This window comes from Planococcus dechangensis (genome assembly GCF_042654465.1).
Classification (GTDB): Bacteria; Bacillota; Bacilli; order Bacillales_A; family Planococcaceae; genus Planococcus; species Planococcus dechangensis.
Map to the genome: position 1 here is coordinate 46,820 of NZ_JBHSGL010000016.1, position 24,228 is coordinate 71,047.

At 47.0% G+C, this 24,228-nt stretch carries 21 protein-coding genes; 13 read left to right on the forward strand and 8 right to left on the reverse strand.

The window, feature by feature from the left end:
- Positions 1-47: 47 nt before the first annotated feature.
- From murC to ccpA, 6 genes are all read left to right on the forward strand, one after another.
- Positions 48-1,361: a UDP-N-acetylmuramate--L-alanine ligase gene (gene murC / locus ACFO5U_RS16590; RefSeq protein ID WP_377280198.1), complete on the forward strand. Its 1,314-nt coding sequence runs from the start codon at positions 48-50 to the stop codon at positions 1,359-1,361.
- A 175-nt stretch (positions 1,362-1,536) separates the two neighbouring features.
- Entirely contained in the window at positions 1,537-2,034 is a 498-nt protein-coding gene (locus ACFO5U_RS16595) for a DUF948 domain-containing protein (protein ID WP_377280199.1), read from the forward strand.
- Between the two features lie 36 nt (positions 2,035-2,070).
- Positions 2,071-2,769, forward strand: a complete 699-nt coding sequence (locus tag ACFO5U_RS16600; protein ID WP_377280200.1) for a YtxH domain-containing protein — start codon at positions 2,071-2,073, stop codon at positions 2,767-2,769.
- Positions 2,770-2,785: 16 nt separating this feature from the next.
- Positions 2,786-3,115: a bacillithiol system redox-active protein YtxJ gene (ytxJ, locus tag ACFO5U_RS16605; RefSeq protein WP_377280201.1), complete on the forward strand. Its 330-nt coding sequence runs from the start codon at positions 2,786-2,788 to the stop codon at positions 3,113-3,115.
- Between the two features lie 249 nt (positions 3,116-3,364).
- On the forward strand, positions 3,365-4,450 hold the full coding sequence (locus tag ACFO5U_RS16610; RefSeq protein WP_377280202.1) for a bifunctional 3-deoxy-7-phosphoheptulonate synthase/chorismate mutase: 1,086 nt from the start codon (positions 3,365-3,367) through the stop codon (positions 4,448-4,450).
- A 191-nt stretch (positions 4,451-4,641) separates the two neighbouring features.
- Complete coding sequence (ccpA, locus tag ACFO5U_RS16615) at positions 4,642-5,637, forward strand: catabolite control protein A (protein ID WP_377280203.1); 996 nt, start codon at positions 4,642-4,644, stop codon at positions 5,635-5,637.
- Between the two features lie 110 nt (positions 5,638-5,747).
- Here ccpA and ACFO5U_RS16620 read toward each other — a convergent pair whose 3' ends face one another.
- The 3 genes from ACFO5U_RS16620 to ACFO5U_RS16630 are packed head-to-tail and all read right to left on the reverse strand — an operon-like array spanning position 5,748 to position 8,189.
- Positions 5,748-6,923 (reverse strand): acetoin utilization protein AcuC, encoded by a 1,176-nt coding sequence (locus ACFO5U_RS16620; protein ID WP_377280204.1) that lies wholly within the window; start codon positions 6,921-6,923, stop codon positions 5,748-5,750.
- A complete protein-coding gene (locus tag ACFO5U_RS16625; RefSeq protein ID WP_377280205.1) occupies positions 6,899-7,537 on the reverse strand; it encodes an acetoin utilization AcuB family protein in 639 nt (212 codons plus the stop codon). The genes ACFO5U_RS16620 and ACFO5U_RS16625 overlap by 25 nt, the downstream gene beginning before the upstream one ends.
- A gap of 19 nt (positions 7,538-7,556) precedes the next feature.
- On the reverse strand, positions 7,557-8,189 hold the full coding sequence (locus ACFO5U_RS16630; RefSeq protein ID WP_377280206.1) for a GNAT family N-acetyltransferase: 633 nt from the start codon (positions 8,187-8,189) through the stop codon (positions 7,557-7,559).
- A gap of 167 nt (positions 8,190-8,356) precedes the next feature.
- On the opposite strand from ACFO5U_RS16630, the gene acsA reads away from it, so the two are divergent.
- On the forward strand, positions 8,357-10,078 hold the full coding sequence (gene acsA / locus ACFO5U_RS16635) for an acetate--CoA ligase (protein ID WP_377280207.1): 1,722 nt from the start codon (positions 8,357-8,359) through the stop codon (positions 10,076-10,078).
- Positions 10,079-10,121: 43 nt separating this feature from the next.
- Here the strand turns inward: acsA and ACFO5U_RS16640 are convergent, their stop codons facing one another.
- Positions 10,122-13,130: a transglycosylase domain-containing protein gene (locus tag ACFO5U_RS16640; RefSeq protein ID WP_377280208.1), complete on the reverse strand. Its 3,009-nt coding sequence runs from the start codon at positions 13,128-13,130 to the stop codon at positions 10,122-10,124.
- A 366-nt stretch (positions 13,131-13,496) separates the two neighbouring features.
- Here ACFO5U_RS16640 and tyrS point away from each other — a divergent pair, with 366 nt between their 5' ends.
- A complete protein-coding gene (gene tyrS / locus ACFO5U_RS16645) occupies positions 13,497-14,762 on the forward strand; it encodes a tyrosine--tRNA ligase (RefSeq protein WP_377280209.1) in 1,266 nt (421 codons plus the stop codon).
- A gap of 136 nt (positions 14,763-14,898) precedes the next feature.
- Positions 14,899-15,450 carry a general stress protein gene (locus ACFO5U_RS16650; RefSeq protein WP_377280210.1) on the forward strand — a complete coding sequence of 184 codons (552 nt, stop codon included), beginning with the start codon at positions 14,899-14,901 and terminating at the stop codon, positions 15,448-15,450.
- Positions 15,451-15,502: 52 nt separating this feature from the next.
- Here ACFO5U_RS16650 and ACFO5U_RS16655 read toward each other — a convergent pair whose 3' ends face one another.
- Entirely contained in the window at positions 15,503-16,312 is an 810-nt protein-coding gene (locus ACFO5U_RS16655) for an ABC transporter substrate-binding protein (RefSeq protein WP_377280211.1), read from the reverse strand.
- 104 nt (positions 16,313-16,416) lie between these two features.
- Positions 16,417-17,019: a 30S ribosomal protein S4 gene (gene rpsD, locus ACFO5U_RS16660; protein ID WP_377280212.1), complete on the reverse strand. Its 603-nt coding sequence runs from the start codon at positions 17,017-17,019 to the stop codon at positions 16,417-16,419.
- Positions 17,020-17,387: 368 nt separating this feature from the next.
- Between rpsD and megL the strand changes: the two genes are divergently transcribed.
- Complete coding sequence (gene megL, locus ACFO5U_RS16665; protein WP_377280213.1) at positions 17,388-18,596, forward strand: methionine gamma-lyase; 1,209 nt, start codon at positions 17,388-17,390, stop codon at positions 18,594-18,596.
- Positions 18,597-18,637: 41 nt separating this feature from the next.
- Here megL and ACFO5U_RS16670 read toward each other — a convergent pair whose 3' ends face one another.
- Both ACFO5U_RS16670 and hisJ read right to left on the reverse strand, forming a co-directional pair.
- Positions 18,638-19,117, reverse strand: a complete 480-nt coding sequence (locus ACFO5U_RS16670; protein WP_377280214.1) for a GAF domain-containing protein — start codon at positions 19,115-19,117, stop codon at positions 18,638-18,640.
- A gap of 23 nt (positions 19,118-19,140) precedes the next feature.
- Complete coding sequence (hisJ, locus tag ACFO5U_RS16675) at positions 19,141-19,938, reverse strand: histidinol-phosphatase HisJ (protein WP_377280266.1); 798 nt, start codon at positions 19,936-19,938, stop codon at positions 19,141-19,143.
- A gap of 151 nt (positions 19,939-20,089) precedes the next feature.
- Between hisJ and ezrA the strand changes: the two genes are divergently transcribed.
- From ezrA to thiI, 3 genes are read left to right on the forward strand one after another with little or no spacing between them, the layout of a single operon-like run.
- Complete coding sequence (ezrA, locus tag ACFO5U_RS16680) at positions 20,090-21,784, forward strand: septation ring formation regulator EzrA (RefSeq protein WP_377280215.1); 1,695 nt, start codon at positions 20,090-20,092, stop codon at positions 21,782-21,784.
- 55 nt (positions 21,785-21,839) lie between these two features.
- Entirely contained in the window at positions 21,840-22,952 is a 1,113-nt protein-coding gene (locus tag ACFO5U_RS16685; protein ID WP_377280216.1) for a cysteine desulfurase family protein, read from the forward strand.
- Positions 22,949-24,151: a tRNA uracil 4-sulfurtransferase ThiI gene (gene thiI / locus ACFO5U_RS16690; RefSeq protein ID WP_377280217.1), complete on the forward strand. Its 1,203-nt coding sequence runs from the start codon at positions 22,949-22,951 to the stop codon at positions 24,149-24,151. Before ACFO5U_RS16685 ends, thiI begins: the two co-directional genes overlap by 4 nt.
- Positions 24,152-24,228: the final 77 nt, after the last annotated feature.

The following is a 24,228-nucleotide window of genomic DNA, read 5'->3' on the forward strand; positions in this document are numbered from 1 at the left end:
CGGCGGTTTGACTAGACTAATTTTCCACTCCCACAGGAGGTTCATTTATGACAGTATTACATTTTACGGGCATCAAGGGCTCAGGCATGAGCGCACTTGCCCAAATCATGCACGATATGGGCGAATCGGTGCAAGGCTCAGATATAGCGCAGTATTTCTTTACAGAAGATCGGCTGCGGGAAAGAGGCATCACGATTTTGCCCTTCGATCCTGAAAACATTACTCCGGATATGACGATTATTGCAGGAAATGCGTTTAATGACAGTCATCCGGAACTGGTCAAAGCCCGCGAAAACGGAGCGACCATCATCAGGTACCATCAATTTCTTGGCGACTTGATGAAGCAATATATTTCGGTGGCCATTACAGGAGCCCACGGAAAAACTTCAACGACAGGACTCATGGCGCATATTCTGAACGGCTACAAACCGGTATCTTATTTAATCGGCGACGGAACAGGATTTGGCCAGCAGGATTCCCATTTCTTCGTCGCTGAAGCATGTGAGTACCGCCGCCACTTTCTTGCATATCACCCTGATTACGCCATCATGACGAACATCGATTTCGATCATCCGGATTATTTCGGCAGCGTGGATGATGTTTTTAAAGCATTCCAAGAAATGGCGCAGCAAGTGAAAAAATGCATCATTGCGTGCGGCGACGATGAGTTCTTGCAGCAAATCCAAGCACCGGTGCCAGTCGTTTATTACGGCTTCGGTGAAGAAAATGATTTTCAAGCACGCAATATCGTCAAGACGACAGAGGGCACGACTTTCGATGTTGTTATCCGCAATGAGTTCTACAACACGTTCACCATTCCGATGTTCGGCGACCATGCGGTATTGAATGCATTAGCCGTGATTTCCTTGTGCCAATATGAAAGCATCCCGGCTGACATCATCCAGCGCCAATTCGAAAGCTACGAAGGCGTCAAGCGGCGTTTTACGGAAACGGTGATCGACGGCAGCGTGCTGATTGATGATTACGCCCATCATCCGACCGAAATCCGCGCCACTTTGCAATCAGCGAATCAGAAATACCCGAATCGGGAATTGATCGCGATATTCCAACCGCACACGTTCAGCCGCACGCAGACTTTCCTTCAGGAGTTTGCGGATTGCCTGCAAGAAGCGGACCATGTATATCTATGTGACATCTTTGGTTCGGCGCGTGAAGAGGCCGGTACTTTGACGATCCAAGACTTACAAGAGAAAATCGCTGAAAGCCATATCGTACAATTAGAAGAAATTGATCAATTAACCAAGCATGAACATGCAGTATTTCTTTTCATGGGTGCTGGTGACATTACGAAATTCCACCAAGCATTCAAAGAAAAGCTGTCTGCCGCCAAAAAAGCCTGACCAATTAAATTGGTCAGGCTTTTTTTATGACCCGATTTAGTTGTTATAAATGACAAGAATTTCTGGCAGGCTGGAGAATACTTTTGCCGAATAGTATTAAGGTGGTGTTTAAAAGCCCGATGCGCAGGGTAGAAAACAGTATGCGAACATTACTTACGCAAAAGGAGGAAACAGTATGGATTGGTCAATTTTGCTTTACATTGCAGCGATCGTTGCAGCTATTGGATTTTTAGTTCTTTGCGTAGCGCTTGCAATGACATTGAATTCATTGAAGAACACATTAAAAGAGGTTTCCGGCACCGTAGCAGGCTTGGAAAACCAATTACAGGGCGTCACTTTGGAAACTACCAATTTGTTACATAAAACAAATGAGTTGGCAGAAGATATCCAAGTGAAATCCGAAAAACTGAATGGAGTAGTAGACGCAGTAAAAGGCGTCGGCAATTCAGTGACGGATCTCAACTCTACAGTGCGCAACATCACATCACGTGTAGGTGTCCAAGTGGAGCAGAACGAAGAAACAATCGCTCAAGTTGTCCAGTGGAGCAATGTAGCAATGAACATCGCTGACAAATGGAAAGAGCGCAAAGCTTACCAAACTCGCAGTACACAATCTTCTTATACACCTGTACCTGGACAAAAAAGATTGCCAGGTAGCAGCGATCAATACTAACCTGAATGAATTCTAAATTAACTGGAGGAATATAAAATGGGAAAAAATAAAAACACTTATTCAAAACCAAACTATAACGAATCACAGTATAATGGTGAGTATTATACACAAGGCGGCAAATATAATGACAAAGGCGGCCGCTATGAACAAAGCGAATATGTCCCGCAATCATACGGTTCATCTAGCCGATATGACGACTTGTACGATTATGAAGATTCAAACGGCGGATCTGGCTTTGTCACCGGCCTTCTAGTCGGCGGATTGGTCGGAGTTGCCGCAGCTTTATTCCTAGCACCTAAAGCAGGGAAAGAATTACAAGCTGACTTGAAGACACAAGCCACTACGTTGAAAGATAAAGCCCAGCAGGCTAAAGATTCTAGTGATACGAATGATGGCCCTGGATTCACTCAACAATTGAAAGACCAGTCAAACAAAGTTGTCGATAAAGTGAAAAACCTGAAAACAAGCAGTTCCCCAATGGACGATGGCACGGCTTCATCAGAAGGTGAAGAAAGCGTCGAATTATTGGAAACGGTGCAAAACAAAGTAGACAGCAGCGAAAAAGCTGGAAACGACGCATTCACCTCAACCGCCAATGCATTGAAAGAAGCGGTCGAAGAAGTGAAAGAAGAAAATAAATCAAGCCACACTGATAAAAATTCTTCTAGCGCCCAAGGGTCTTCAAACGCTAAAGGGTCTAATAACGCACAAAATAATCCCAACAAAAAGAATTAATTTAGGAGCGGTTGACATGGAAAACTTCGTACATGTAAAGAGCTTGGATGAGTTGAAGCAAGCAGTCGGCAACGAACAGCATTATTGGCTGTTCAAGCATAGCAGTACTTGCCCAGTCTCGGCGGGCGCATGGAAAGAGTATTCGGAGTATGCATCCCTGCATCCCCATCAATTGTTTCTATATCTTGTCGTTCAGGAAGACCGTAGTCTTTCTACGGCAGTTGAAGAAATCACGGGGATCCGCCATGAATCTCCCCAGCTTTTCCATTTTTCTAGCCAACAAGTAGACTGGCATGCAAGCCATAATAAGATCACCAACAAAGCGATGAAAGAGTTTATTGCTTAACTCATGACAGAATGATCGAAACGGATGGATCAATTCCATCCGTTTTTCTTATGTGAAAAATATACATAAAGTCGCAAAACCCTGATATAATAAGCTTTTCGGGTGAATAAAGAAAATGAAAACGCTTTAGCGCGTTGAATCGCTAAACATTTTTCGTGACTTTCCTGAATACTTTGCTTATAATGGTCATATCATGATAAGATGAGACACCTACTAAAAAAGGGTTACTCTTGAAAGGGGAAGTGAAGAATGAGTCATAACGAATTAGATCAGCTTAGAGAAAAAGTGGATGCAGTGAACCTGCAGATTCTATCTCTTATCAACGAGAGAGCTTCCGTGATACAAGAGATCGGGAAAATCAAAGAAAAACAAGGTGCAACAAAATATGATCCATTACGCGAGCGCCATATGTTGAATTTATTGAAAGACAATAATAATGGTCCTTTGGATCAGAAAACTGTTGATCATATTTTCAAGGAGATCTTTAAATCCGCTTTGGATATGCAAGAGGAAGATAGCCGCAAAGCGCTTCTTGTCTCACGCAAGAAAAAAGCGGAAGATACTATTGTTTCCGTCAACGGCGAACATATCGGACAAGGCACGCCTTCCTTCATTTTTGGCCCTTGTGCAGTCGAGTCTCAAGAACAAGTCGATCAAGTGGCTCAAGCCATCAATGCAAAAGGCCTCAAGCTGATCCGAGGCGGTGCATACAAGCCGCGGACATCGCCGTATGATTTCCAAGGACTTGGCCTAGAAGGTTTGAAAATGCTGAAAAAAGCAGCAGATCAATACAAGCTTGGCGTCGTATCTGAAATTGTTACACCTCACCACTTGGAAGAAGCATTGGATTACGTTGATATCGTCCAAGTCGGTGCCCGCAATATGCAAAACTTCGAATTATTGAAAGCAGTTGGCCAAATCAACAAGCCTGTACTTTTAAAGCGTGGCATGTCAGCAACTGTCGATGAGTTCATTAAAGCGGCCGAGTACATCATCGCTAACGGCAATGACCAAATCATCCTTTGTGAGCGCGGCATCCGCACTTACGAGAAAGCAACGCGCAACACACTTGATATTTCCGCTGTGCCGATTTTGAAACAAGAAACGCATTTGCCGGTCTTCGTCGATGTAACGCATTCTACTGGCCGTCGGGATTTGCTCTTGCCAGCTGCTAAAGCGGCAATTGCGATCGGTGCTGATGGGGTAATGGCGGAAGTCCACCCAGACCCAGCAGTTGCACTTTCTGATGCGCAGCAGCAAATGAGCTTGCCACAGTTCGATGAATACTACGATTCATTAATGAAATTCATGAAGCAATACGAATTGAAAGTATAAGCAAAAGCCGGACTTGCTCCGGCTTTTTTGTTTTTGCATCGATATTCAGGAAAAAATCTTATAAAAAGCAGAAAAGATGAACAGATTCATGAACTTTCATGAATCGCATTGCCCCAATACATAATAAGTGTTGATATTCACAAAGTGATTATCGTATGATTGAATGAAAGAATGGAACAGGAGGGCGCATTATGACCGTTACGATTTATGATGTGGCACGTGAAGCGAATGTTTCCATGGCAACCGTATCCCGGGTAGTTAATGGAAATCAAAACGTTAAGCCTGCTACAAGAAAAAAAGTATTGAAAGTGATTGAAGAGCTCGGCTATCGCCCGAATGCAGTAGCACGTGGACTGGCGAGCAAGAAGACGACAACGGTCGGCGTCATCATCCCCGATATTTCCAATAGCACGTATTCTGAACTGGCTAGGGGCATCGAGGATATCGCAACAATGTACCGTTACAATATTATTTTGTCGAATTCAGACCAAAACCCGAACAAAGAATTGCAATTGCTTGAAACAATGCTCGGTAAGCAAGTGGACGGCATCGTATTCATGAGTGATATTATTTCAGACGAGCTGCTGAAAGAAATGGAACGCTCCCCAACCCCGATCGTCCTGGCAGCATCCATCGATGACACGGCCTCGATTGCTTCTGTCAATATTGATTATTATGCAGCAGCGTTTGAAGCTGTCCAGAAGTTCATCGACAGCGGCCATAAAAAGATCGCTTATATTTCAGGTCCATTAACTTCTGAAATCAACCGCGAACATAAACTGAAGGCGTATCAAGATGCACTGAAAAAAGCGGGCATCAGCTACGATCAGCGATTGGTCGTAGAGTGCAATAATTCCTATGAAGAAGGAAAAGAAGCGGTCCGTTCTTTACAAGAAGTGGAACCGACAGCATATTTCGTCAGCAATGATGAAATGTCGATCGGCGTCATCCATGAAGTGGAAGCGTTCGGCAAAAAGATACCGGATGATGTGGAAATCATTACGTACGAGAACTCGAAATTGGCGCGTATGTCGCGGCCGATGCTGACGGCAGTTGCACTGCCTTTGTATGATATCGGAGCGGTTTCGATGCGCTTGTTGACGAAATACATGAACAATGAAGAAATAGAAGAAAAGCAAGTGGTACTTCCGTATCGCATAGAAGAGCGCCAATCCACTAAGCATTAATATTGTTGTAAATAAAAATGCCGTTTCTGGCCGGATTGAAATTCAATCCATCGGAAACGGCATTTTTTTGCTTGTAAACTACGCAATATTCGGAATAAGTAAAGCGCATTTTAGTTATTGCGGATCATGTACAAAGCTTTATCGAGCATTTGTTGATTTTTTTCGGTGATTTCGGCTTTTCTCGGAATTGGCTTGTACATGGTCTCAGGGTCTTCCCATGTTTCGATAAGTGCTACAGGCGATTCCTTCTGCCAGCGCTCAAGCCATGCTTCCGGAAGTTTGTCGCTCGGGGACGGGTAATTGTTCATTTCCATCCACAACAACGACCAGGCTCTTGGTACGACGCGCCAAATGTCGTAACCACCTCCGCCCACCGCAATCCATTTGCCTCCACAGTATTCATGTGCCAGCTCATGAGCAATTTTAGGGATTTCCCGGTAAATCTCCATTGTACTGCATAAATGGGTGAGGGGGTCCAAGTAATGGGCATCAGCACCGTTTTGGCTCAAGATAACGTCCGGCTTAAAGTGTTCCACAATTTCACGCATGGAGGTCCGGTAAATTTCTAGGAATGACTCATCCTCGGTAAAGGCATCAATCGGGAAATTGAACGATGTGCCATAGCCTTGCCCGCTTCCTCGCTCGTTGATGTTGCCGGTCCCCGGGAATAAATAACGTCCCGTCTCATGGATGGAGACCGTGCAGACATCCGGATCGTCGTAAAAACACCACTGCACGCCATCTCCGTGATGGGCATCCGTGTCGATATAGAGAACGCGTGCGCCATATTTTTGTTTTAAATAATGAATAGCGACAGAACTGTCGTTGTAAATGCAAAAACCAGATGCTTTGCCGCGGAAACCGTGATGCAAACCGCCCCCGAGATTTAATGCATGTTCCGCTTTGCCTTCCATGACTTGATCGACAGCCGTCAGTGTTCCGCCGACTAAGCGGGCGCTCGCTTCGTGCATGTTTTCAAAGATGGGTGTATCATCTGTTCCGATGCCGTAGCCTTCGCCAGCTTCCGGTGTAATTTCACCGCGGCTTGCTTTTTTGACGACATCGATATAGCGTTGATCGTGCGCAAGCAGCAATTCCTCATCTGTTGCGGTACGTGCCGGAACAATCAAGTCGTCTGGAAGCGCATCCATTTCACGCAGCAGGTCGATTGTCAGAATGAGGCGCTTTTGGTTGAACGGGTGCGTTTCAGAAAATTTATACCCCAATTGATCTTCTGAAAAAATGAAGACGGCGTGCTTTTTCATTCCTGGTGAAGATTCGGCCATAAGACATCAAATCCTTCTTTTCGGAGATCTTCAATGATGGAAATGGGGTTCATCGTTTTGATCCGGAATGCCAAAATCTTATTCGAATTGTCTTTGCGGTCAGGGTAAACAAGAACACTCAGCACATTTACTTTATGGTTGTAGAAAACTTTGCTCACTTCGTATAAAGCGCCCGAACGGTTCGGCACTTTGATTTCGATCTGTGATCCGGGCTGATGAGCGCCTGTCAGTTCAATATACGTATACAGAAGGTCGGTTTCCGTTAAAAATCCGACCAGCTGATTATTGCTGACGACCGGCAGACAGCCGATTTTCTGCTCGTAGAAAACTAAAGCGATCTCTTCAACAAAGTCCAGAGGATGGACGATGATCGGATTTTTGGTCATGATTTCCGAGACTTTCTTTTTATACGGTTCACCTTTAGGAGCCACCGTGAACATTGATGGCATTGCATCTTTTAAATCGCGGTCGGTGACGATTCCCACCACTTTGCCGTCATCAACGATCGGCGCATGGCGGATTCGTTTTTCTTCGAATAGGTTCATTACATCTTGTACGGTTTGATCTGAGCGAAGCGTAAAAATATCTTTTTTCATGATTTCCTCGACTAACATGCAAACACCCCTTCTGTCGTCAGTACATATAGCGATTCATGAAACGCAGTTGATCGAACTTTTGGATCGATTCCGGATCGACACGAGAACCGATACGTGCCATCAATGTGTTGGCTGGATGCGAGCTGATTTCCGGGTCATCTGTCGCAAAATACTCCAGACCGCCCGCTTGCATCATTTTCTCCATGATCTTCCGGTATTCCCAAACGTTCAGGCCGGTGCCTTTCAAATCCCAATGCCAGTAATATTCCGTCGTGATGCAGATAAAGTCTTCGAATGCATCATCCATCATGGATACTTGAAGAAGTGCTTTGCCGACACCTGCACCGCGGAATTTCGGTATGACTTCGATGGCGCCAAGTTCAATCAGGTTATCCATTTTCCCTTCTGACCAGCGTTCGAGTGGATCTGGATACAAATATGTAACGTAACCGACGATGGTATTCTGGTCGCGCGCAATTAAAATGCGCCCTTCCGGCAAGTCGGCGATTTCTGTCAAGGCTTTGTGCTGCTGTTCCGGAGGGCGGAAAGCGACTAAGTCTTCATGGAAATCAAGCTCCTTTAATTCCCTTGACGGGACAGGACCTTCGATGACGAGAGTACCGTGCTTCGTTTTCAATTCCATCGCATTGTATAATTTTTTATGTTCCATCATTTCACCGCCTGTGGTTGCAATTAGGTTCATTATACATGAAGAGATGAGAGAAAAGAAAGTTGATCAAGCAAATACACGCTATTTTCTAAAAAATTAAAAAAATTGGCATTTGCCGCAATGATTGAGGTAGAATATAGAGAAACAAAGGGAAAGGGTGATTTTTTATGAAAGTGGAAGCGTTACCAGCAAAGCCAGGGGAACACCATTTACATAATTATGAAGAGCAGGCCGCGCAATTCGATTGGTCTGAAGTCGAGAAGGAATTCAGCTGGTCTAAAACCGGCAAGGTCAATATGGCTCATGAAGCAATCGACCGCCATGCTGAATCCGACCGCAAAAATAAAGTTGCTCTTTACTATAAAGATCAACATCGCCATGAGTCCTATACATTCTACGAAATGAAACGCATGACGAACCGTGCTGCAAACTTATTGAAAGCTCATTCCGATATGGAAAAAGGGGATCGCATCTTTATTTTCATGCCGCGATCACCTGAACTTTATTTCCTGATGTTTGGTGCATTGAAAATGGGCTTGATCGTGGGGCCATTGTTCGAAGCGTTTATGGAAGGCGCGATTTACGACCGTTTGGATGACAGTGAAGCAAAAGCGATCATCACAACGCCTGAATTGGTGTCGCGCATTCCAAAAGATCGACTTCCAAACTTGAAAACCATTTTCCTCGTTGGAAAAGAAGGGGTGGAAGAGGGCAACGGCCATGTGGACGTACTCAAGCACCTCCATTCTTGCTCGGATAAATTCCAGGTGGAATGGCTCGATAAAGAAGATGGCCTGGTGCTTCATTATACATCCGGTTCGACAGGCAAGCCTAAAGGTGTATTGCATGCGCAATATGCAATGGTGCAGCAATATCAAACCGGCAAATGGGTATTGGATTTCCAGGAGCAGGACATTTATTGGTGTACCGCCGACCCGGGCTGGGTGACAGGAACCGCTTATGGCGTGTTCTCGCCATGGCTCAACGGTGTCACGACGGTCATTCTAGGGGGACGTTTTTCGCCGGATGCTTGGTATCAGACGATCGAAGATTTTGGCGTCACGATTTGGTACAGTGCACCAACAGCGTTCCGCATGCTGATGGGGGCGGGCGATGCGCTGGTGAAAGAATACGACCTGTCGACATTGCGCCACGTGCTGTCTGTCGGCGAGCCGCTCAATCCTGAAGTCGTCAAATGGGGCGCACAAGTTTTCGATAAACGCATCCATGATACATGGTGGATGACAGAAACCGGCGCACAAGTCATTTGCAATTATCCATCGATGGCGATCAAGCCAGGATCGATGGGCAAACCGATTCCTGGTGTCGTCGCTGCGATTGTCGATGACCAAGGAATTGAATTGCCCCCGAACCAGATGGGGAATTTGGCAATCAAAAAAGGTTGGCCATCCATGATGCGCCAGATTTGGAACAACCCACAGAAATACGATTCGTATTTCTTGAAGGGTGAATGGTATGTTTCAGGCGACTCGGCTTATATGGATGAAGACGGGTATTTCTGGTTCCAAGGACGGGTCGATGATGTCATCATGACTTCAGGAGAACGTGTCGGGCCATTCGAAGTAGAAAGCAAACTACTTGAACACCCTGCAGTCGCTGAAGCGGGGGTCATCGGCAAGCCTGATCCTGTGCGCGGGGAAATCATCAAAGCGTTCGTTGCACTTGTAGAAGGCTATGAACCATCCGATGAGCTGATCGAGGATATCCGGCAATTTGTCAAAAAAGAACTGGCAGCCCATGCGGCACCACGTGAAATCGAGTTCAAAGATAAGCTTCCGAAGACAAGAAGCGGAAAAATTATGCGCCGCGTCTTGAAAGCGTGGGAATTGGATTTACCGACAGGCGATTTGTCTACAATGGAAGATTAAACGAAAAAAGCCCTTCTGCAAAATTTGCAGAGGGGCTTTTTCGTTATGCTGCGTCTTCATCGCTTTCCGAGTCCTGAGTGTCCGGCTCTTCTGGCTCTTCCGGTTCTTCGGGTTCTTCAGGTGGTGTATCTTCCTCTTCAGGTTCTTCTTCAGGTTCTTCCGGCGCTGCTTCTTCCTGAGGTTCTTCCTGAGGTTCTTCTGCAGGTTCTTCCTCTTCCACTTCCTCTTCTTCAGGTTCTTGGCGTTCCGGTTCCGGAGCAGGAGTTTCATTTCGCTCGGGTTTTGGAGTTGGTTCTGGTCGAGGGGCTTCTATCGACACACTGTTGGACGCGGCAGATTGTCTGCCGGTAATATCCACAGCAACGACCGTATAAGTACCGGGACCAGACGCACTATAGGTATTGCTGTTTGATTCAGAAACGGATGCGACTTTGTTGCCGTTGCGGAATACACGGTAACCGACAACATCATTGGATGGGGAGTCGCTCCACGTGATGGTCCGCCCGTTAATGGACGTTCCAACAGGTGCAGGTGCAGCGCTGTCTGCTTCGAACGTCGCACTGGAGACGACATTGCTGAACATCGAGTTGCCAGGGAACAGTTTGTCTGCATCGCCGCCGAATGGAGCGAGCATGCGATCAACGTATTCTTCTGATACCCCGATGCCTCCGCCAGAAACAAATTCGCTTGGCGTGCTTGAAAGTGCAGCATAGCGTTTGCCGTTGATTGTGGTATACTCCCCAGTGCTTAAACTGTCATCGCCGTCTTCTGGTACCATGACGTCAGCAATGAACAAGTCGGAGCGAACGAGGTCGGCTTTCTTGCAGGCATCACTTGGCGCAAAGCCGGAAATGCCGCAGAATGAGCGGTTGACGACGCCATCCGGCTCTTGGAATCGATCTCCCGAGCCGATTTGCTCAGGAACGACTTCATATGTTTTATTCATCAAATTGGCCCATAATTGATTGACGCGTGCAGAAGGCTGCAAGTTTTGATTGCTGAAATTGTCTAGTGAATAACGTTCTTTGTCATATCCGAGCCAGACGCCCATCGTAATGTTTGGGTTATAGCCAACGAGCCATACATCGCGAGTGGCCTGGGTTGTTCCTGTTTTGCCGGCAAAGTCTGCATTGAAATTCAACATGCCGTTGGCTCGGTTTGCTGTCCCGCGGTCGTTTTCAAACACTTCGCGCAGCATGTCGGTCAAGACATAGGAAGCTTGTGGCGTATAAATCTCTTGTGCTTCGGATTCGTGTTCAAAAATAACATTGCCGTCCGCATCTTCAATCCGATCAATCATCGTCGCTTCGATAAATTTACCACCGTTCGCAAGCGTAGCGTATGCATTGGCAACTTCTTCAACGGAACCTTCGATTCCTCCGCCTAGTGCGGAAGAGACGACGCCATCGCTTTCCGAAACGCGGGAAAATCCATTGTCCATCAAATATTGGATTGGCATCTCGTCCCGCAATTGCGCAAACAATCTGAGGGCAGGAAGGTTCTGGGATTGTGCCAGTGCATCGCGTGCAGGCATGATCCCTTGTTCACTCGTCGGAATAAAGTTCGTCGGTTCGTAATCCGTACCATTATCATCCATGGTGAACTTGACATCGACTACCGGGCTGCCGGCACCGATAACGCCAGCTTCGAGTGCAGGGCCATAAACAAGCAATGGCTTAACGGTAGAGCCGATCGAGCGGTAGGCTTGGGTAGCGTGATTCAAATTTTCAACTTCATGGTCACGCCCGCCGACAAAGCTTAGGATGCGGCCAGTTTTGTTTTCCAAAGTCACACTGCCGACTTGCACCGGCAATTGGCGGGTTTTGGTTTCGCCGTCTTCATCGACGTATTCCTCAGAAAGTGTAGTGCCGTAACCTTGGTAAGCTTTTTGTGTTTCTTCTTGTGCTACATATAAATCTTTATTAAGACTGGAGTGTATCCGGTAACCGTTCGAACGGACAGCACGGTCTGCCAAAATCGCATACTCCTCGTAGAGGTTCTGGTCTTGATTGAGTGTTTCAGGATCGACGCCGTTCTGTTCAGCGAGCACATCCATGATGATGCGTGTGGCGCGCTGCTCAAGTTCTGCTGTTACAAACGGGAAATCGTCATACGAACGTGTTTCATCTGTCCGGAAATCAGCGGCAAGATCATAGTCGAGCGCTTCTTGGTATTCCGCTTCAGTAATATAGCCTGTTTCGAGCATGCGGTATAGCACCGTTCTCATTCGGTTAAGGCCAGGCTGAAGACCTTCTTCATCTTTCAGGTCGCCGCCTGAAGCAAAAGGCGTATAGCTGAAGGGGGCTTTCGGAATGCCGGCAATAAATGCAGCCTGTGGCAAGTTCAATTCGCTTGCGGAAATATCAAATATGCTTTTAGCAGCCGTTTCAATGCCTGCAATATTGGTGCCGGCTGAGTTTCGGCCGTATGGAATGATGTTCAAGTAAGCTTCCATAATATCTTCTTTGTTCATGAATTTCTCCAAGCGCATAGCCAGTAGAATTTCTTTTGCTTTTCGTTCATAGGAGACTTCATTTGTTAAAATTTGGTTCTTAATCAATTGCTGTGTCAATGTCGAGCCGCCTGTTTGGCTGTCCGAGTTGGAGACATCCTGGAACAATCCGCGCATGATCGCTTTCGGAACGATGCCTTCATGTTCGTAGAAATATTCATCCTCAGTTGCCAGTACAGCATCGATGGCAGCATCCGATACGTTTTCCAAACTGGTTTCTTCGCGGTCAAGGTCGGTCCGTAATTTGCCCAGGTACGTATTGTCGGCAAAATACAATTGCGAGGTTTCTTCATAACTGTAGATGTCCCCGAGCATCTCCTCTTGAGTCCGGAGTTCTTCTTCATTCACGAGGGAAGCGAAATAACCTGCTCCGACTGAAGCGGCGAACACGCCTCCAGCCACTAGAATAACGGCAAAAATAATCGCCAAGTTCCATATGACTCCCGTGGTGACTTTAAAACGCCTGAACCATTTATGCGAGGTCCATCTATCTGTTGTTTCTTCTGCCTTCAGCATCCATCTTCTTAATTTGTCTTGCACAATATTCCCCCCTCAAAAATCTTTTCCATTATAGCATATTCCGATAATTGGGACGAAACATATTGACAATCTTTTGTAATCGAGTAAACTACATAATAGATTCTTTATAAACGAACGATGAAAGGTCCGAAGTAGGACATGCTGTTTTGAAACCAGAGAGCCGGTGGGTGGTGTAAACCGGTCAAAACGCATGTGGCGAATTACAGTCCTGGAGTTTGCGGCAGTGTCCCGTCTGGCACATTTCAAGTGGGAGGATTCGTCCTTCAAGCTGGGTGGTACCGCGCATACGCGTCCCTGCATGATTTTTCATGCAGGGGCTTTTTTATGTCCATGCATGGAGAGTAAAATGTTAGAGGAGGAAATCATATGACAAATAAATTAATAGAAGACTTGAACTGGCGTGGCCTGCTGTATCAGCAGACAGATGAAGAGGGCATGGCGGATTTGCTGTCCAAAGAAAAAATTTCATTGTACTGCGGCGTCGACCCGACTGCCGACAGCATGCACATCGGGCACATCGTCCCGCTTTTGACACTGCGTCGTTTCCAACTTCATGGCCACCGGCCGATTCTACTCGTCGGCGGCGCGACAGGGATGATCGGGGATCCGTCCGGACGCAATGAAGAGCGCCAGTTGCAGTCTACCGAACAAATCGACCGCAACGTGGAATCCATCAAAAAACAAATGGAACGGATTTTTGATTTCCAGACAGAAAACGGAGCGAAAATGGTCAATAACCGCGACTGGATCGGCGGCATGAGCGTCATCGAGTTTCTACGCGACTATGGCAAATTGATTTCAGTCAATTATATGCTAGCAAAAGATTCGGTTGCATCCCGCCTTGAAAGCGGCATTTCATTCACTGAGTTTTCCTATACATTAATCCAGGCCATCGATTTCAACCATCTTTACAATGAGTTTAATTGCCGTGTTCAAATAGGCGGTTCCGATCAATGGGGGAATATCACTTCAGGATTGGAAGTCATCCGCAAAACCCACGAAGAGGAATCGAAAGCATTCGGTATCACCATTCCCCTCGTCACAAAAGCCGACGGCACGAAATTCGGCAAGACAGCGGGAGGGGCAATCTGGCTTGATGCAAAAAAAACTTCCCCATATGAGTTTTACCAGTTCTGGATCAATACAGCAGATGCGGATGTCATCAAATACTTGAAAATCTTCACGTTTATCGAGAAAGACGTCATCGATGCCTTGGCTGAAAGCGTGGAAACAGAAGCACACCTTAGAAAAGCGCAGACCGTGCTGGCAGAAGAAATGACTCACTTGATCCACGGCGAGTCTGCTCTCGAGGATGCTAAACGCATCACGAAAGCGTTGTTCAGTGGAGACCTGAAAAGCTTGACTGCAGAAGAGATGAAAGCCGCATTCAAAGACGTGCCGTCTGTCGAAATGAAAAAACAACCAAACTCCATCGTCGATTTGATCGTCGAAGGGAAAATTTCTCCTTCTAAACGCCAAGCCCGTGAAGATATTACAAACGGAGCGATTTCGATAAACGGAGAAAAAATTCGCGACTTGGATTATATCGTCGATGAAAAAGACCGCTTGGATGACGAATTCGCCATCATCAGACGTGGCAAGAAAAAATACCATATGGTCCAGTTCGTATAAAACCGCGACACCGCCTGACCATAGCAGGCGGTGTTGTTTTGTTAAATGGGTGAGGTTTAGTTTGGGCATGGCAGGGAATCACAAACATTAGAAGCAGCAATACCAAATTCGGATAAACCGCGAAAGGATGATCAAGATGTCACGAGTAGTCGGAGCATATGATACGGAAATGGAAGCAGTGGAAGTTATTGAAGATTTGCAGCATCAAGGGTACCGCAGTGAAGATATTTCGGTCATTAGCAAAGATAAAAAAGATGTCGAGCAAGTGACGCAAGAAACGGGCACGCAAGCTGGTGAAGGAGCAGCAGCCGGAGCTGCGACAGGCGGTGCGCTAGGTGGACTCGGCGGGGTGCTTGCAGGGCTTGGGGCACTGGCGATTCCAGGCATCGGCCCCATCGTTGCGGCAGGGCCCATCGCTGCAGGCCTAACTGGGGCTGTTGCGGGAGCGGGAGTCGGCGGTATTGCCGGAGCTTTGATTGGGATCGGTGTTCCGGAAGATGAGGCGAGAGATTATGAAACACAATTCAAAGAAGGCAGGATTCTCGTTTTATTGGAAGATGGGGAAACTGTGCAGCCAGCAGACCGCAACGACGTGGATACCTATACCGAAACTGATGAGCCATTGATTGGCAGCGAGCGTTCAACAACAAACCGCAGTGGCCAAGGGCCAAGCTCAGAGCGATTATAAACAAATTTATTAGACAAAACCCGCAAAGCTTTTGAAGCTTTGCGGGTTTTTCTTAGCGTAATTGTTTTTCCTGGATAAATGGCGGAAGCGGAAAGTCTGCAAAAGCTTGAGGATGGACGATTTTGCCGAGTTTGATAGCCCCTTCAAGCAAGCGAGGTGAGGGACGGCAAAATAAAGCTTCCTCCATGACATGGATATGTCCGGCCGCTTTCATATTGGCAGTGCCAGGCCGTTTCAGGACAAGTTCTGGTTTCACTTTAGAAGTCAAAACACCGACCCAGGCAAGCAGGATATAATCCGGATCCCGCGACTGAACATCTTGCCAGTCTGTTTGAACGTTGGCCATTTGTTCATCATCGAAACAATTGCGTGCGCCGACCATGCGGCTCATTTCGCTCAGCCAATTGATGCCGCCCGGAGTGAAGACAGGTTTTGGCCACCATTCCCAATAAAGAGAAGGTGTGGAATCTGCCTGCTGTCCGCGTTTTGTTAGCTCTTCTATTGTGGCATCGTATTGCGCAAGAAGTGATCGTGCATCCATCCCGAGTGCTGCAGCGACCGTTTCGAGGTCGTGGCGGATATCCGCAAAAGATTGAGGGTCCAATACGAGGTGCGGGATATTGCGTTTTACCAGTTCGTCGACATTTTTCTCCATACCGGGCACGCTTAAAGATGCCAACACAAGATCAGGGTTGAGCGCTTGGAGTTCGTCCATCCGGATGGACAGGTCAGGTCCAAGGCGGGGGAGCTGTTCGATTGATTTAGGCCAATCGGAATAATCGTCGACTCCGACAAGCAAATGATCAGCGTTCAAGAAAGCGAGCAATTCTGTATTGCTCGGGCAAATGGATACGATTCGCATAATTAGTCCTCCTTTTTCATGGCTCTAGTTTACCATAGCCAGAAACTGCGGGAGACAGAAAAACCCTTCCAAGCAATTGCTTGGAAGGGTTTTAGTTGAATCGATTAACGTGAGTAGAATTCAACGATCAATTGCTCGTTGATTTCAGCAGACAATTCGCTGCGTTCTGGAAGACGTACGAATGTGCCTTCTTTTTTGTCAGCGTCGATTGAAACGTATTCTGGAACGAAGCTGTTCACTTCGATCGCTTCGTTGACTACATCAAGGTTGTTGGACTTTTCACGGAAAGTGATAGTCTGTCCTGGTTTCACGCTGTAAGACGGGATGTCTAGGCGCTTGCCATCAACAAGAATGTGGCCGTGGTTTACGATTTGGCGAGCTTGGCGGCGAGTGCGCGCAAGGCCAAGGCGGTAAACAACGTTGTCAAGGCGAGTTTCAAGCAAGATCATGAAGTTCTCACCGTGTTTGCCGTCCATTTTACCAGCTTTGTTGAACATCGTTTTGAACTGACGTTCGTTTACGCCGTACATGAAGCGTAATTTTTGTTTTTCTTGCAATTGCAAACCGTATTCAGAAACCTTACGGCGTTGGTTAGCACCGTGTTGACCTGGTGCGTAAGGGCGTTTTTCGAGTTCTTTACCTGTGCCGCTCAAAGAAATTCCTAGGCGACGTGACAGTTTCCATGCTGGACCTGTATAACGAGACATATAAGTCTCCTCCTCTGTTTTGGTTTTTAGAGTAAAATAAAAACCAGATGCATTCATGCTGCAAGCCATTTTGTTTTCATGTACCTTCGCTCAGCAGCCAAGAGTTACGCGATACACCTCTGTGCTAGACGGGAGTATTCGAAAGAACGCTCTGCACTTTTCTAGACAAGGAACAAAATGGACGAACCCGCACATACAACTGCTGCGATTATTTTACACAAAGGCTAGTATAACCGATATGGGTTGTGTCCGTCAATCTTTAATGGAAGAAAGCTCGTACAGGGAGCTTTCTTTTTTTGTGCCCACAAGTTAGAATGGAGATAATAACTAATGTAAGCGCTTACTAAAAAGATGCAAGGGGTGTTTTGATGATGAAACCATCAGCAAAAATTGAAACAGCAGTAATCCATAAAGGCTATGATAGCACTGTTCATCATGACAGCTTGGCGACTCCATTGTATCAGACGTCTACTTATTCGTTTTCTTCTGCACAGGAGGGGGAAGCGCGCTTTGCGGGAGAGGCTCCCGGAAACATCTATTCACGGCTCGGCAATCCGACGGTGCGTGTACTTGAAGAACGTATGGCTGAGATCGAAGGGGGCCAATCCGCTTTGGCGTTCGGATCCGGCATGGCTGCAGCAAGTGCCATCTTAGTGCATTTGACGAAGGCAGGCGATCATGTGCTGTGTTCAAGAGGGATTTATGGCTGCACATTCGGTTTGCTGGGCATCATGGAAGAGAAATACAATATTACACATTCGCTTATTGAAATGACGACAGTACTGCAGATTGAACAAGCGATTCTTCCCGAGACAAAAGTCATTTACGTCGAGACCCCGATCAATCCAACGATGGAACTCGTCAATTTACGGGCAGTCGAGTCGGTCGCCAAAAAGCATGGTCTGCGCGTCGTCGTAGACAATACATTCAGTTCGCCGTATTTGCAAAACCCGATTCAGTTCGGCGCTGATTTTGTACTCCACAGCGCCACCAAGTATTTGAACGGCCATGGCGATGTCATCGGCGGGATTTTGGTCGGCAAGGAAGCAGAGGAGATGCAGACGATCCGCATGACGGTTCAAAAGGATTTCGGCGGCATCATGTCCCCGTTTGATGCTTGGCTCCTGCTGCGTGGCTTGAAGACTTTGCATGTACGCATGGACCGCCACGTCGACAATGCTGAAAAGATCGTCGCATTTTTGCGCGGCGAACAAGCCGTCAAGCGGATATTCTATCCGTTCGACGCCGCCCATCCCCAAATGTCCATTGCAAAAGACCAGATGCGCAGAGGGGGCGGCTTGATTTCCTTTGAACTAGAAGGCGGCAAAAAGCAAGCACAGGATTTCCTTAACGCTTTGTCGCTTATAAAAATCGCGGTCAGCCTAGGGGATGCAGAAACACTCATTCAACATCCGGCAACAATGACCCATGCGGTCGTGCCGCCAGAAGAACGCGAGCGAATGGGCATCAGCGACTCCCTAGTGCGTTTATCGGTCGGTTTAGAGCATGTCGACGACTTGATGCAGGACTTGCAGCACGCATTTGCGCAAATCAAATCCAATCTGCAGGAAATTTAAAAAAAGATCCCGGCATCTATTGCCGGGATCTTTTTGGTTGATTAAATATGTTTGATCAGTGTTTGGACGAATTGCTCAAGGCCAATGCGGTCGTCTTCTGTAAACCGTGCGAGTTCAGGGCTGTCGATATCCAAGACGCCGAGCGCTTCACCGTCTTTAATGATTGGGATAACGATTTCGGAGCGGGAAGCCGCATCACAAGCAATATGGCCAGGGAATGCATGGACATCATCGATGAGCATTGTTTCGTTCTTGTCAATGGCTGTTCCGCAAACACCTTTGCCGACAGGGATCCGGACACAAGCAGGCATGCCTTGGAAAGGCCCAAGCACAAGTTCGCCCTCCTCCATCAAGTAAAAGCCGACCCAATTGATGCGGTCCAGGAATTGGCCAAGCAACGCAGAGGCGTTCGATAAATTGGCGATCCGGTTCGGCTCGCCATCGAGCAAGGCATCCAATTGTTTATTGAGTAAACTATATTGTTGTTCACGTGTACCGCTATATGCTGTTGTAGCAAACATGGAATCATCTCTTTTCTAGAAGTTTATTGTTCAGTATAAAATTGATTGGCGTATTTGTGCAAGCCCGCCGCATTATGGGCGTCCGATCCGAAGACGAGCGGAATGCCGAGTCGGCGGGCATAGTCAATATAAGGAAGCGGCGGGTAGAATTCCAGGCATCCAGGTTTTGACAAACCGGCAGAGTTGACGTCGAGTTCATAACCGTGTTCTTTGATCAGCCGCAAAATCTTCCGGATGCGTGCATCATCGTCGATTGCTTCCCTGTGATTGTGCTGGAATTTGTGAATCAAGGTCGCATGGCCGATGCGCTTCGGTTTATAGGGGCCGAGGTCCGCTTTAATGGAAGCTTCGACAGTATCGTAGTATAAGTCATAGACCGCTCGAACCGAACCTAGATCCTGGGCAAGTTTCATGAAAACCTCAGCGCTGAAATCGGCACAAATCCACTGGTCTTTGTGCGCCAAAAAATGCACAGATAAAATGGAATCGTCAAGTTGTGGGCCTATTTCGTCCAATAGGCGTGCGGTTTGTTGTTCAAATCCTTGGATGAAATCCACTTCCAGGCCGGAGCGGATCCGCAAGTTTCCTGAGAATTCCTCTTTTAATTGTTCGAGTGCGGCTAAATAATGCAGCAGCTCATTGCGTTTCATCCCGCTATCCTGTGCGGGCGTCGGATCCCAAAACCCTTCAGGCAGCGGGGCGTGTTCAGTGAAACTGATGTCTTGGAAACCGCTGTCGATCGCTTTATAGATGTATGCGCGGAAAGGGTCGCTCGTACCGTGAGGACAAAAAGGGCTATGGATATGGCCATCTCGTTTTATCATCTGTTCACCATCTTTTCATATTGATAAAATTATTCCCTATTTTCTTCTAATTTGCCAAACAAAAGAGTAGAATACATGTTAAAATAAAAGAATCATGAATATACTTATGTAACCGGTAATGTATTTGGAACAGGGGGCTAAATGACTTATGATGGAGTATATCATCATTGCGGTCATCATTCTATTGGCGTTGCTTATCATCGGCATGGTGTTTCGAAAAAAACATAATGCAGAAATCGAGCGCCTGGAACAACTGAAACTGCAACTGACAGAAAAACCTATTATGGAAGAACTTACCAAAGTGAAACAATTGAACTTGAACGGCCAGACCGAGGAAATGTTTGAGCGCTGGCGCAAAAATTGGACTGAAATCATGGATGTAGACATCCCGAAAATAGACGCCACTTTGTACGATGCCGAAGAGTCGATTAAACGCTTTAATTTTTCGAAAGCGTCCAAATTGGAAAAGCAGGCAGAAGTGAAGATTGACGATGCCGACCAGCAAATTGCAGTCATTTTTTCAGAGCTGGATGAACTGATCGGCAGCGAAGAAAAAAATCGCAGCGAAATGGACTTGATCCAAGACAAATATGTGCGTGCCCGCAAAAACTTGCTGGCGCATAAATCATCATATGGCGCTTCAGCAGAACCGCTCGAAAAACGCTTGGAGTCTTTTGTTCCACGATTCGAGGAATACGATCAGCTGACTGGAGAAGGAAATTATTTAAAGGCGCGTGAAACCGTCATTAATTTATCGGCTGAAAGCGATGAGGCATTCATGCTTGTGGACGACATTCCGATGCTACTGACGGAAATCAATGAAAAGATTCCTCAGGATTTGGTGCAGCTGCGCCAAGGCAAGCAAGAAATGGAAGAGCAATCGTATTATTTGAACCACCTCGGCTTGACTGAAAAGCTCGATGAGATTGAGCAGGAGCTGAAAGGTCTACAGCATAAGCTCGAAGTGCTGGAAGTGGCAGACAGCAAACAACAAGTCGATGAGATCAAAGATCGCATCGATGCGATGTATGATCTATTGGAAAAAGAAGTTGCCGCTAAACATTATATCGACCAGCATTTAATGGAAACCGAGCGTCATCTGCAAGTCGTGGCACGCGATACGTCAGAACTGGAAGAAGAAAGTCGCTACGTGCAGCATAGCTATAAGATCACCGACCAGGAAGCGGCGATTCCGAAAACTTGCCTCGATAAAGTAGAACAGCTCGCGAAACGCTTTGAACTGTTGGCGAGCCGTTTGGAAGAAGATCAATCCGCCTATTCCAGCTTACAGGACGAGCTGATGCATATCCGCGAAGATTTGTCGATTGTCGACTCAACACAGATGGACTTTACCGATTCCTTGAAAAACTTGCGCGTGGAGGAAAACAATGCCCGTATTAAAGTGGAGCAGTTGAGACGACGCTTGCAGGAAACAGACCGCATGCTGCATAAAGCGAACATTCCAGGAGTGCCGGAAGATTTAGATGTTCGCCTTGAAGAAGCCGAAGAGCATCTTTTCATCGCCATGCGCGCGCTTCGTGAAGTGCCGCTCAACATGAAGCTCGTCGACAATTATATGGAACAAACGGAAACGAGCATTGTCGATGTAGAGACGAAAGCAAAAGAAATGATTGAAAATGTTTTGCTTACTGAACGCATCATTCAATACGGCAACCGTTACCGCAAAACGAACCCACAGCTCCAGGCCAATTTAATGGAAGCGGAAGAGTCGTTCCGCCAGCTGCGCTATACGAAAGCACTGGAAGAAGCAGCGACCGCTGTGGAAAACTTCGAACCGGGATCGATGAAGCGCATTGAAGTACTTGTCAAAGAAAACAACTAAGAAAACGGAAAACCACCAGCATACAGGCTGGTGGTTTTCTTGTCGGGGGGATTCTATGATTTACTTGGATAATAGTGCAACAACAAAGCCGCATGCCGAAGTGCTCGACACATTCGTCAAGGCGAGCAACATATATTATGCGAACCCTGCCTCTTTGCACCGTTTGGGGAACGAAGCGGAAGATTTACTGGAATCAGCAAGAAAACAACTCCAGACATTGCTTGGGTTTAAACGGGTCGTATTCACTTCAGGCGGTACTGAAGCAAACAATCTTGCGCTGCGCGGTGTCGCTTATGCGAACAAAGCGAAGGGCCGCCATATCATTTCCTGCAAAACCGAACATCCATCCGTTCTTGAACCATTAAAGCAGCTTGAAAAGGAAGGCTTTGAAGTCAGTTTACTGGATGTAGATAGCGAAGGCGCTATCGACCTTGAACAATTGAAGAAAAAATTGCGCGCAGATACCATTCTTGTAAGCCTCATGCAGGTGAATAATGAAATCGGTACCATTCATCCGATAGCCGATATCCACCGAATACTGAGCGGAACTCGGACACTATTGCATGTGGATGCGGTCCAAGGCATCGGGCGGCTCCCACTCGATTCGCAGGCTATGCCGGATCTGTTGACGGTATCGGGTCATAAACTGCACGGATTGAAAAACAGCGGCTTATTGGCCATCAATAAAGCGGAACTTATGCCGATCCTTTTCGGTGGCGGGCAAGAAGGGGGATTGCGGAGCGGCACGGTCTCTGTACCGAATGCCGCAGCAATCGCCAAAGCCATACGCCTAGCCAGCCCTGTTGAAGACCACTTAACATGGAATGCTGAATTGCGGTCGTTTTTTGCTGGCTTTCAGGACATACACATTGTCAGCCCAATTGGAGCTGCCCCGCATATTCTCGCTATAGCGATTGCGGGTGTCCGCGGAGAAACTTTGGTGAGTGGGTTGCAGCAGGAAAACGTATTCGTCTCGACATCTAGTGCCTGCTCATCAAAAAACAAACAGACGAGCCATGTCATCGAAGCGATCGGGTTGCCGCGTGAATACCGCGACGGCACAATCCGCATGAGCTTCGGCGCTCTGACGGCCCATCGGGAAATCATCGAGTTCAAGAAACATTTCATACACGTGTATAAATTGATTAAAGGAGTCGAACAATCATGAGAACCAACCAAATATTGATCCGTTACGGAGAACTGTCGACGAAAGGCCGCAACCGCAAAGCGTTCATTGCAAGTCTTCGGCATAACATCCTGCAACTTTTTGCGGGTATCCCGAGCGTTCGCATCAAAGCGGAGCGCGACCGGATGTTTTTATTTTGCGATGACGAGCAGGATATGGAGGATATTATCAAGCGGCTGCCGAATGTTTTCGGCATCCAATCGTTCAGTCCAGTAACGGAAACGAGTCTGGATCTTGCGGTCATGAAAGAAACAGCGTTATCGATCATCAAAAAAATGGACACACAAGGCAAAAGCTTCAAAGTGTCCGTCAAAAGGCCATACAAGGAATTTCCTTATGAGAAACCGGAAATCATGCAGGCAATAGGCGGCTATGTTTTGGGCAATACACCTGAACTGACCGTCTCCATGAAAAATCCGGATATTGATTTGAATGTAGAAATCCGTAAAGATGCAGCCTATATGATGGCTGAAACGATAAAAGGAGCTGCGGGATTGCCGATTGGTGCCGGCGGAAAAGCTTTATTGATGCTATCAGGCGGCATCGACAGCCCGGTTGCCGGCTATCATATGCTAAAACGCGGTGTAAAGCTCGACTTGATCCATTTTTTCAGCCCGCCGTTTACGACCGAGCGCGCAAAAGAGAAAGTGCTCGATTTGGCAGAGAAGCTCAGCGGTTTCGGTTCACCGGTCACATTGCATATTATTCCGTTTACGGAAATTCAGCAGGAAGTCCATAAGCAAGTGCCGGATAATATCACCATGACTTCCACGCGGCGCATGATGATGCGCATAGCCGACTCGGTGCGCGCGAAAACCGACTGCAAGGCCATCATCACCGGTGAGAGCCTCGGACAAGTGGCCAGCCAGACGCTAGATAGCCTGCAGGCTATCAACGCGGTCACTACGACGCCGATTTTGCGGCCGCTGATCGCGCAAGACAAATTGGAGATCATCGAAACGGCTCAAGCAATCGATACGTACGATATTTCAATACGCCCATTTGAGGATTGCTGCACTATTTTTACACCCGCCAATCCGAAAACAAAACCGAAAACCGATAAAGTGGAACATTACGAGAGTTTTGTTTCATTCGATGAAATGATCGAAAAAGCGGTCGCGACCCGGGAAGTCATCAAGTTCCCGCGAATCAAAAAGCAGCGCTTTGAAGACATGCTGTAATGCTTCTTTAGGAATATGTGCAGATGAACGATCACGCTTTTGATCATGCTCAGTTCACGCTTGTCTGTCGAACGGCG

What these genes read in the sequence shown, in the direction of transcription:
- murC (WP_377280198.1), top strand. Translation starts at nt 48, where the DNA reads ATGACAGTATTACATTTTACGGGCATCAAGGGCTCAGGCATGAGCGCA.
- ACFO5U_RS16595 (WP_377280199.1), top strand. Translation starts at nt 1,537, where the DNA reads ATGGATTGGTCAATTTTGCTTTACATTGCAGCGATCGTTGCAGCTATT.
- ACFO5U_RS16600 (WP_377280200.1), top strand. Translation starts at nt 2,071, where the DNA reads ATGGGAAAAAATAAAAACACTTATTCAAAACCAAACTATAACGAATCA.
- ytxJ (WP_377280201.1), top strand. Translation starts at nt 2,786, where the DNA reads ATGGAAAACTTCGTACATGTAAAGAGCTTGGATGAGTTGAAGCAAGCA.
- ACFO5U_RS16610 (WP_377280202.1), top strand. Translation starts at nt 3,365, where the DNA reads ATGAGTCATAACGAATTAGATCAGCTTAGAGAAAAAGTGGATGCAGTG.
- ccpA (WP_377280203.1), top strand. Translation starts at nt 4,642, where the DNA reads ATGACCGTTACGATTTATGATGTGGCACGTGAAGCGAATGTTTCCATG.
- ACFO5U_RS16620 (WP_377280204.1), bottom strand. Translation starts at nt 6,923, where the DNA reads ATGGCCGAATCTTCACCAGGAATGAAAAAGCACGCCGTCTTCATTTTT.
- ACFO5U_RS16625 (WP_377280205.1), bottom strand. Translation starts at nt 7,537, where the DNA reads ATGTTAGTCGAGGAAATCATGAAAAAAGATATTTTTACGCTTCGCTCA.
- ACFO5U_RS16630 (WP_377280206.1), bottom strand. Translation starts at nt 8,189, where the DNA reads ATGGAACATAAAAAATTATACAATGCGATGGAATTGAAAACGAAGCAC.
- acsA (WP_377280207.1), top strand. Translation starts at nt 8,357, where the DNA reads ATGAAAGTGGAAGCGTTACCAGCAAAGCCAGGGGAACACCATTTACAT.
- tyrS (WP_377280209.1), top strand. Translation starts at nt 13,497, where the DNA reads ATGACAAATAAATTAATAGAAGACTTGAACTGGCGTGGCCTGCTGTAT.
- ACFO5U_RS16650 (WP_377280210.1), top strand. Translation starts at nt 14,899, where the DNA reads ATGTCACGAGTAGTCGGAGCATATGATACGGAAATGGAAGCAGTGGAA.
- ACFO5U_RS16655 (WP_377280211.1), bottom strand. Translation starts at nt 16,312, where the DNA reads ATGCGAATCGTATCCATTTGCCCGAGCAATACAGAATTGCTCGCTTTC.
- rpsD (WP_377280212.1), bottom strand. Translation starts at nt 17,019, where the DNA reads ATGTCTCGTTATACAGGTCCAGCATGGAAACTGTCACGTCGCCTAGGA.
- megL (WP_377280213.1), top strand. Translation starts at nt 17,388, where the DNA reads ATGATGAAACCATCAGCAAAAATTGAAACAGCAGTAATCCATAAAGGC.
- ACFO5U_RS16670 (WP_377280214.1), bottom strand. Translation starts at nt 19,117, where the DNA reads ATGTTTGCTACAACAGCATATAGCGGTACACGTGAACAACAATATAGT.
- ezrA (WP_377280215.1), top strand. Translation starts at nt 20,090, where the DNA reads ATGATGGAGTATATCATCATTGCGGTCATCATTCTATTGGCGTTGCTT.
- ACFO5U_RS16685 (WP_377280216.1), top strand. Translation starts at nt 21,840, where the DNA reads ATGATTTACTTGGATAATAGTGCAACAACAAAGCCGCATGCCGAAGTG.
- thiI (WP_377280217.1), top strand. Translation starts at nt 22,949, where the DNA reads ATGAGAACCAACCAAATATTGATCCGTTACGGAGAACTGTCGACGAAA.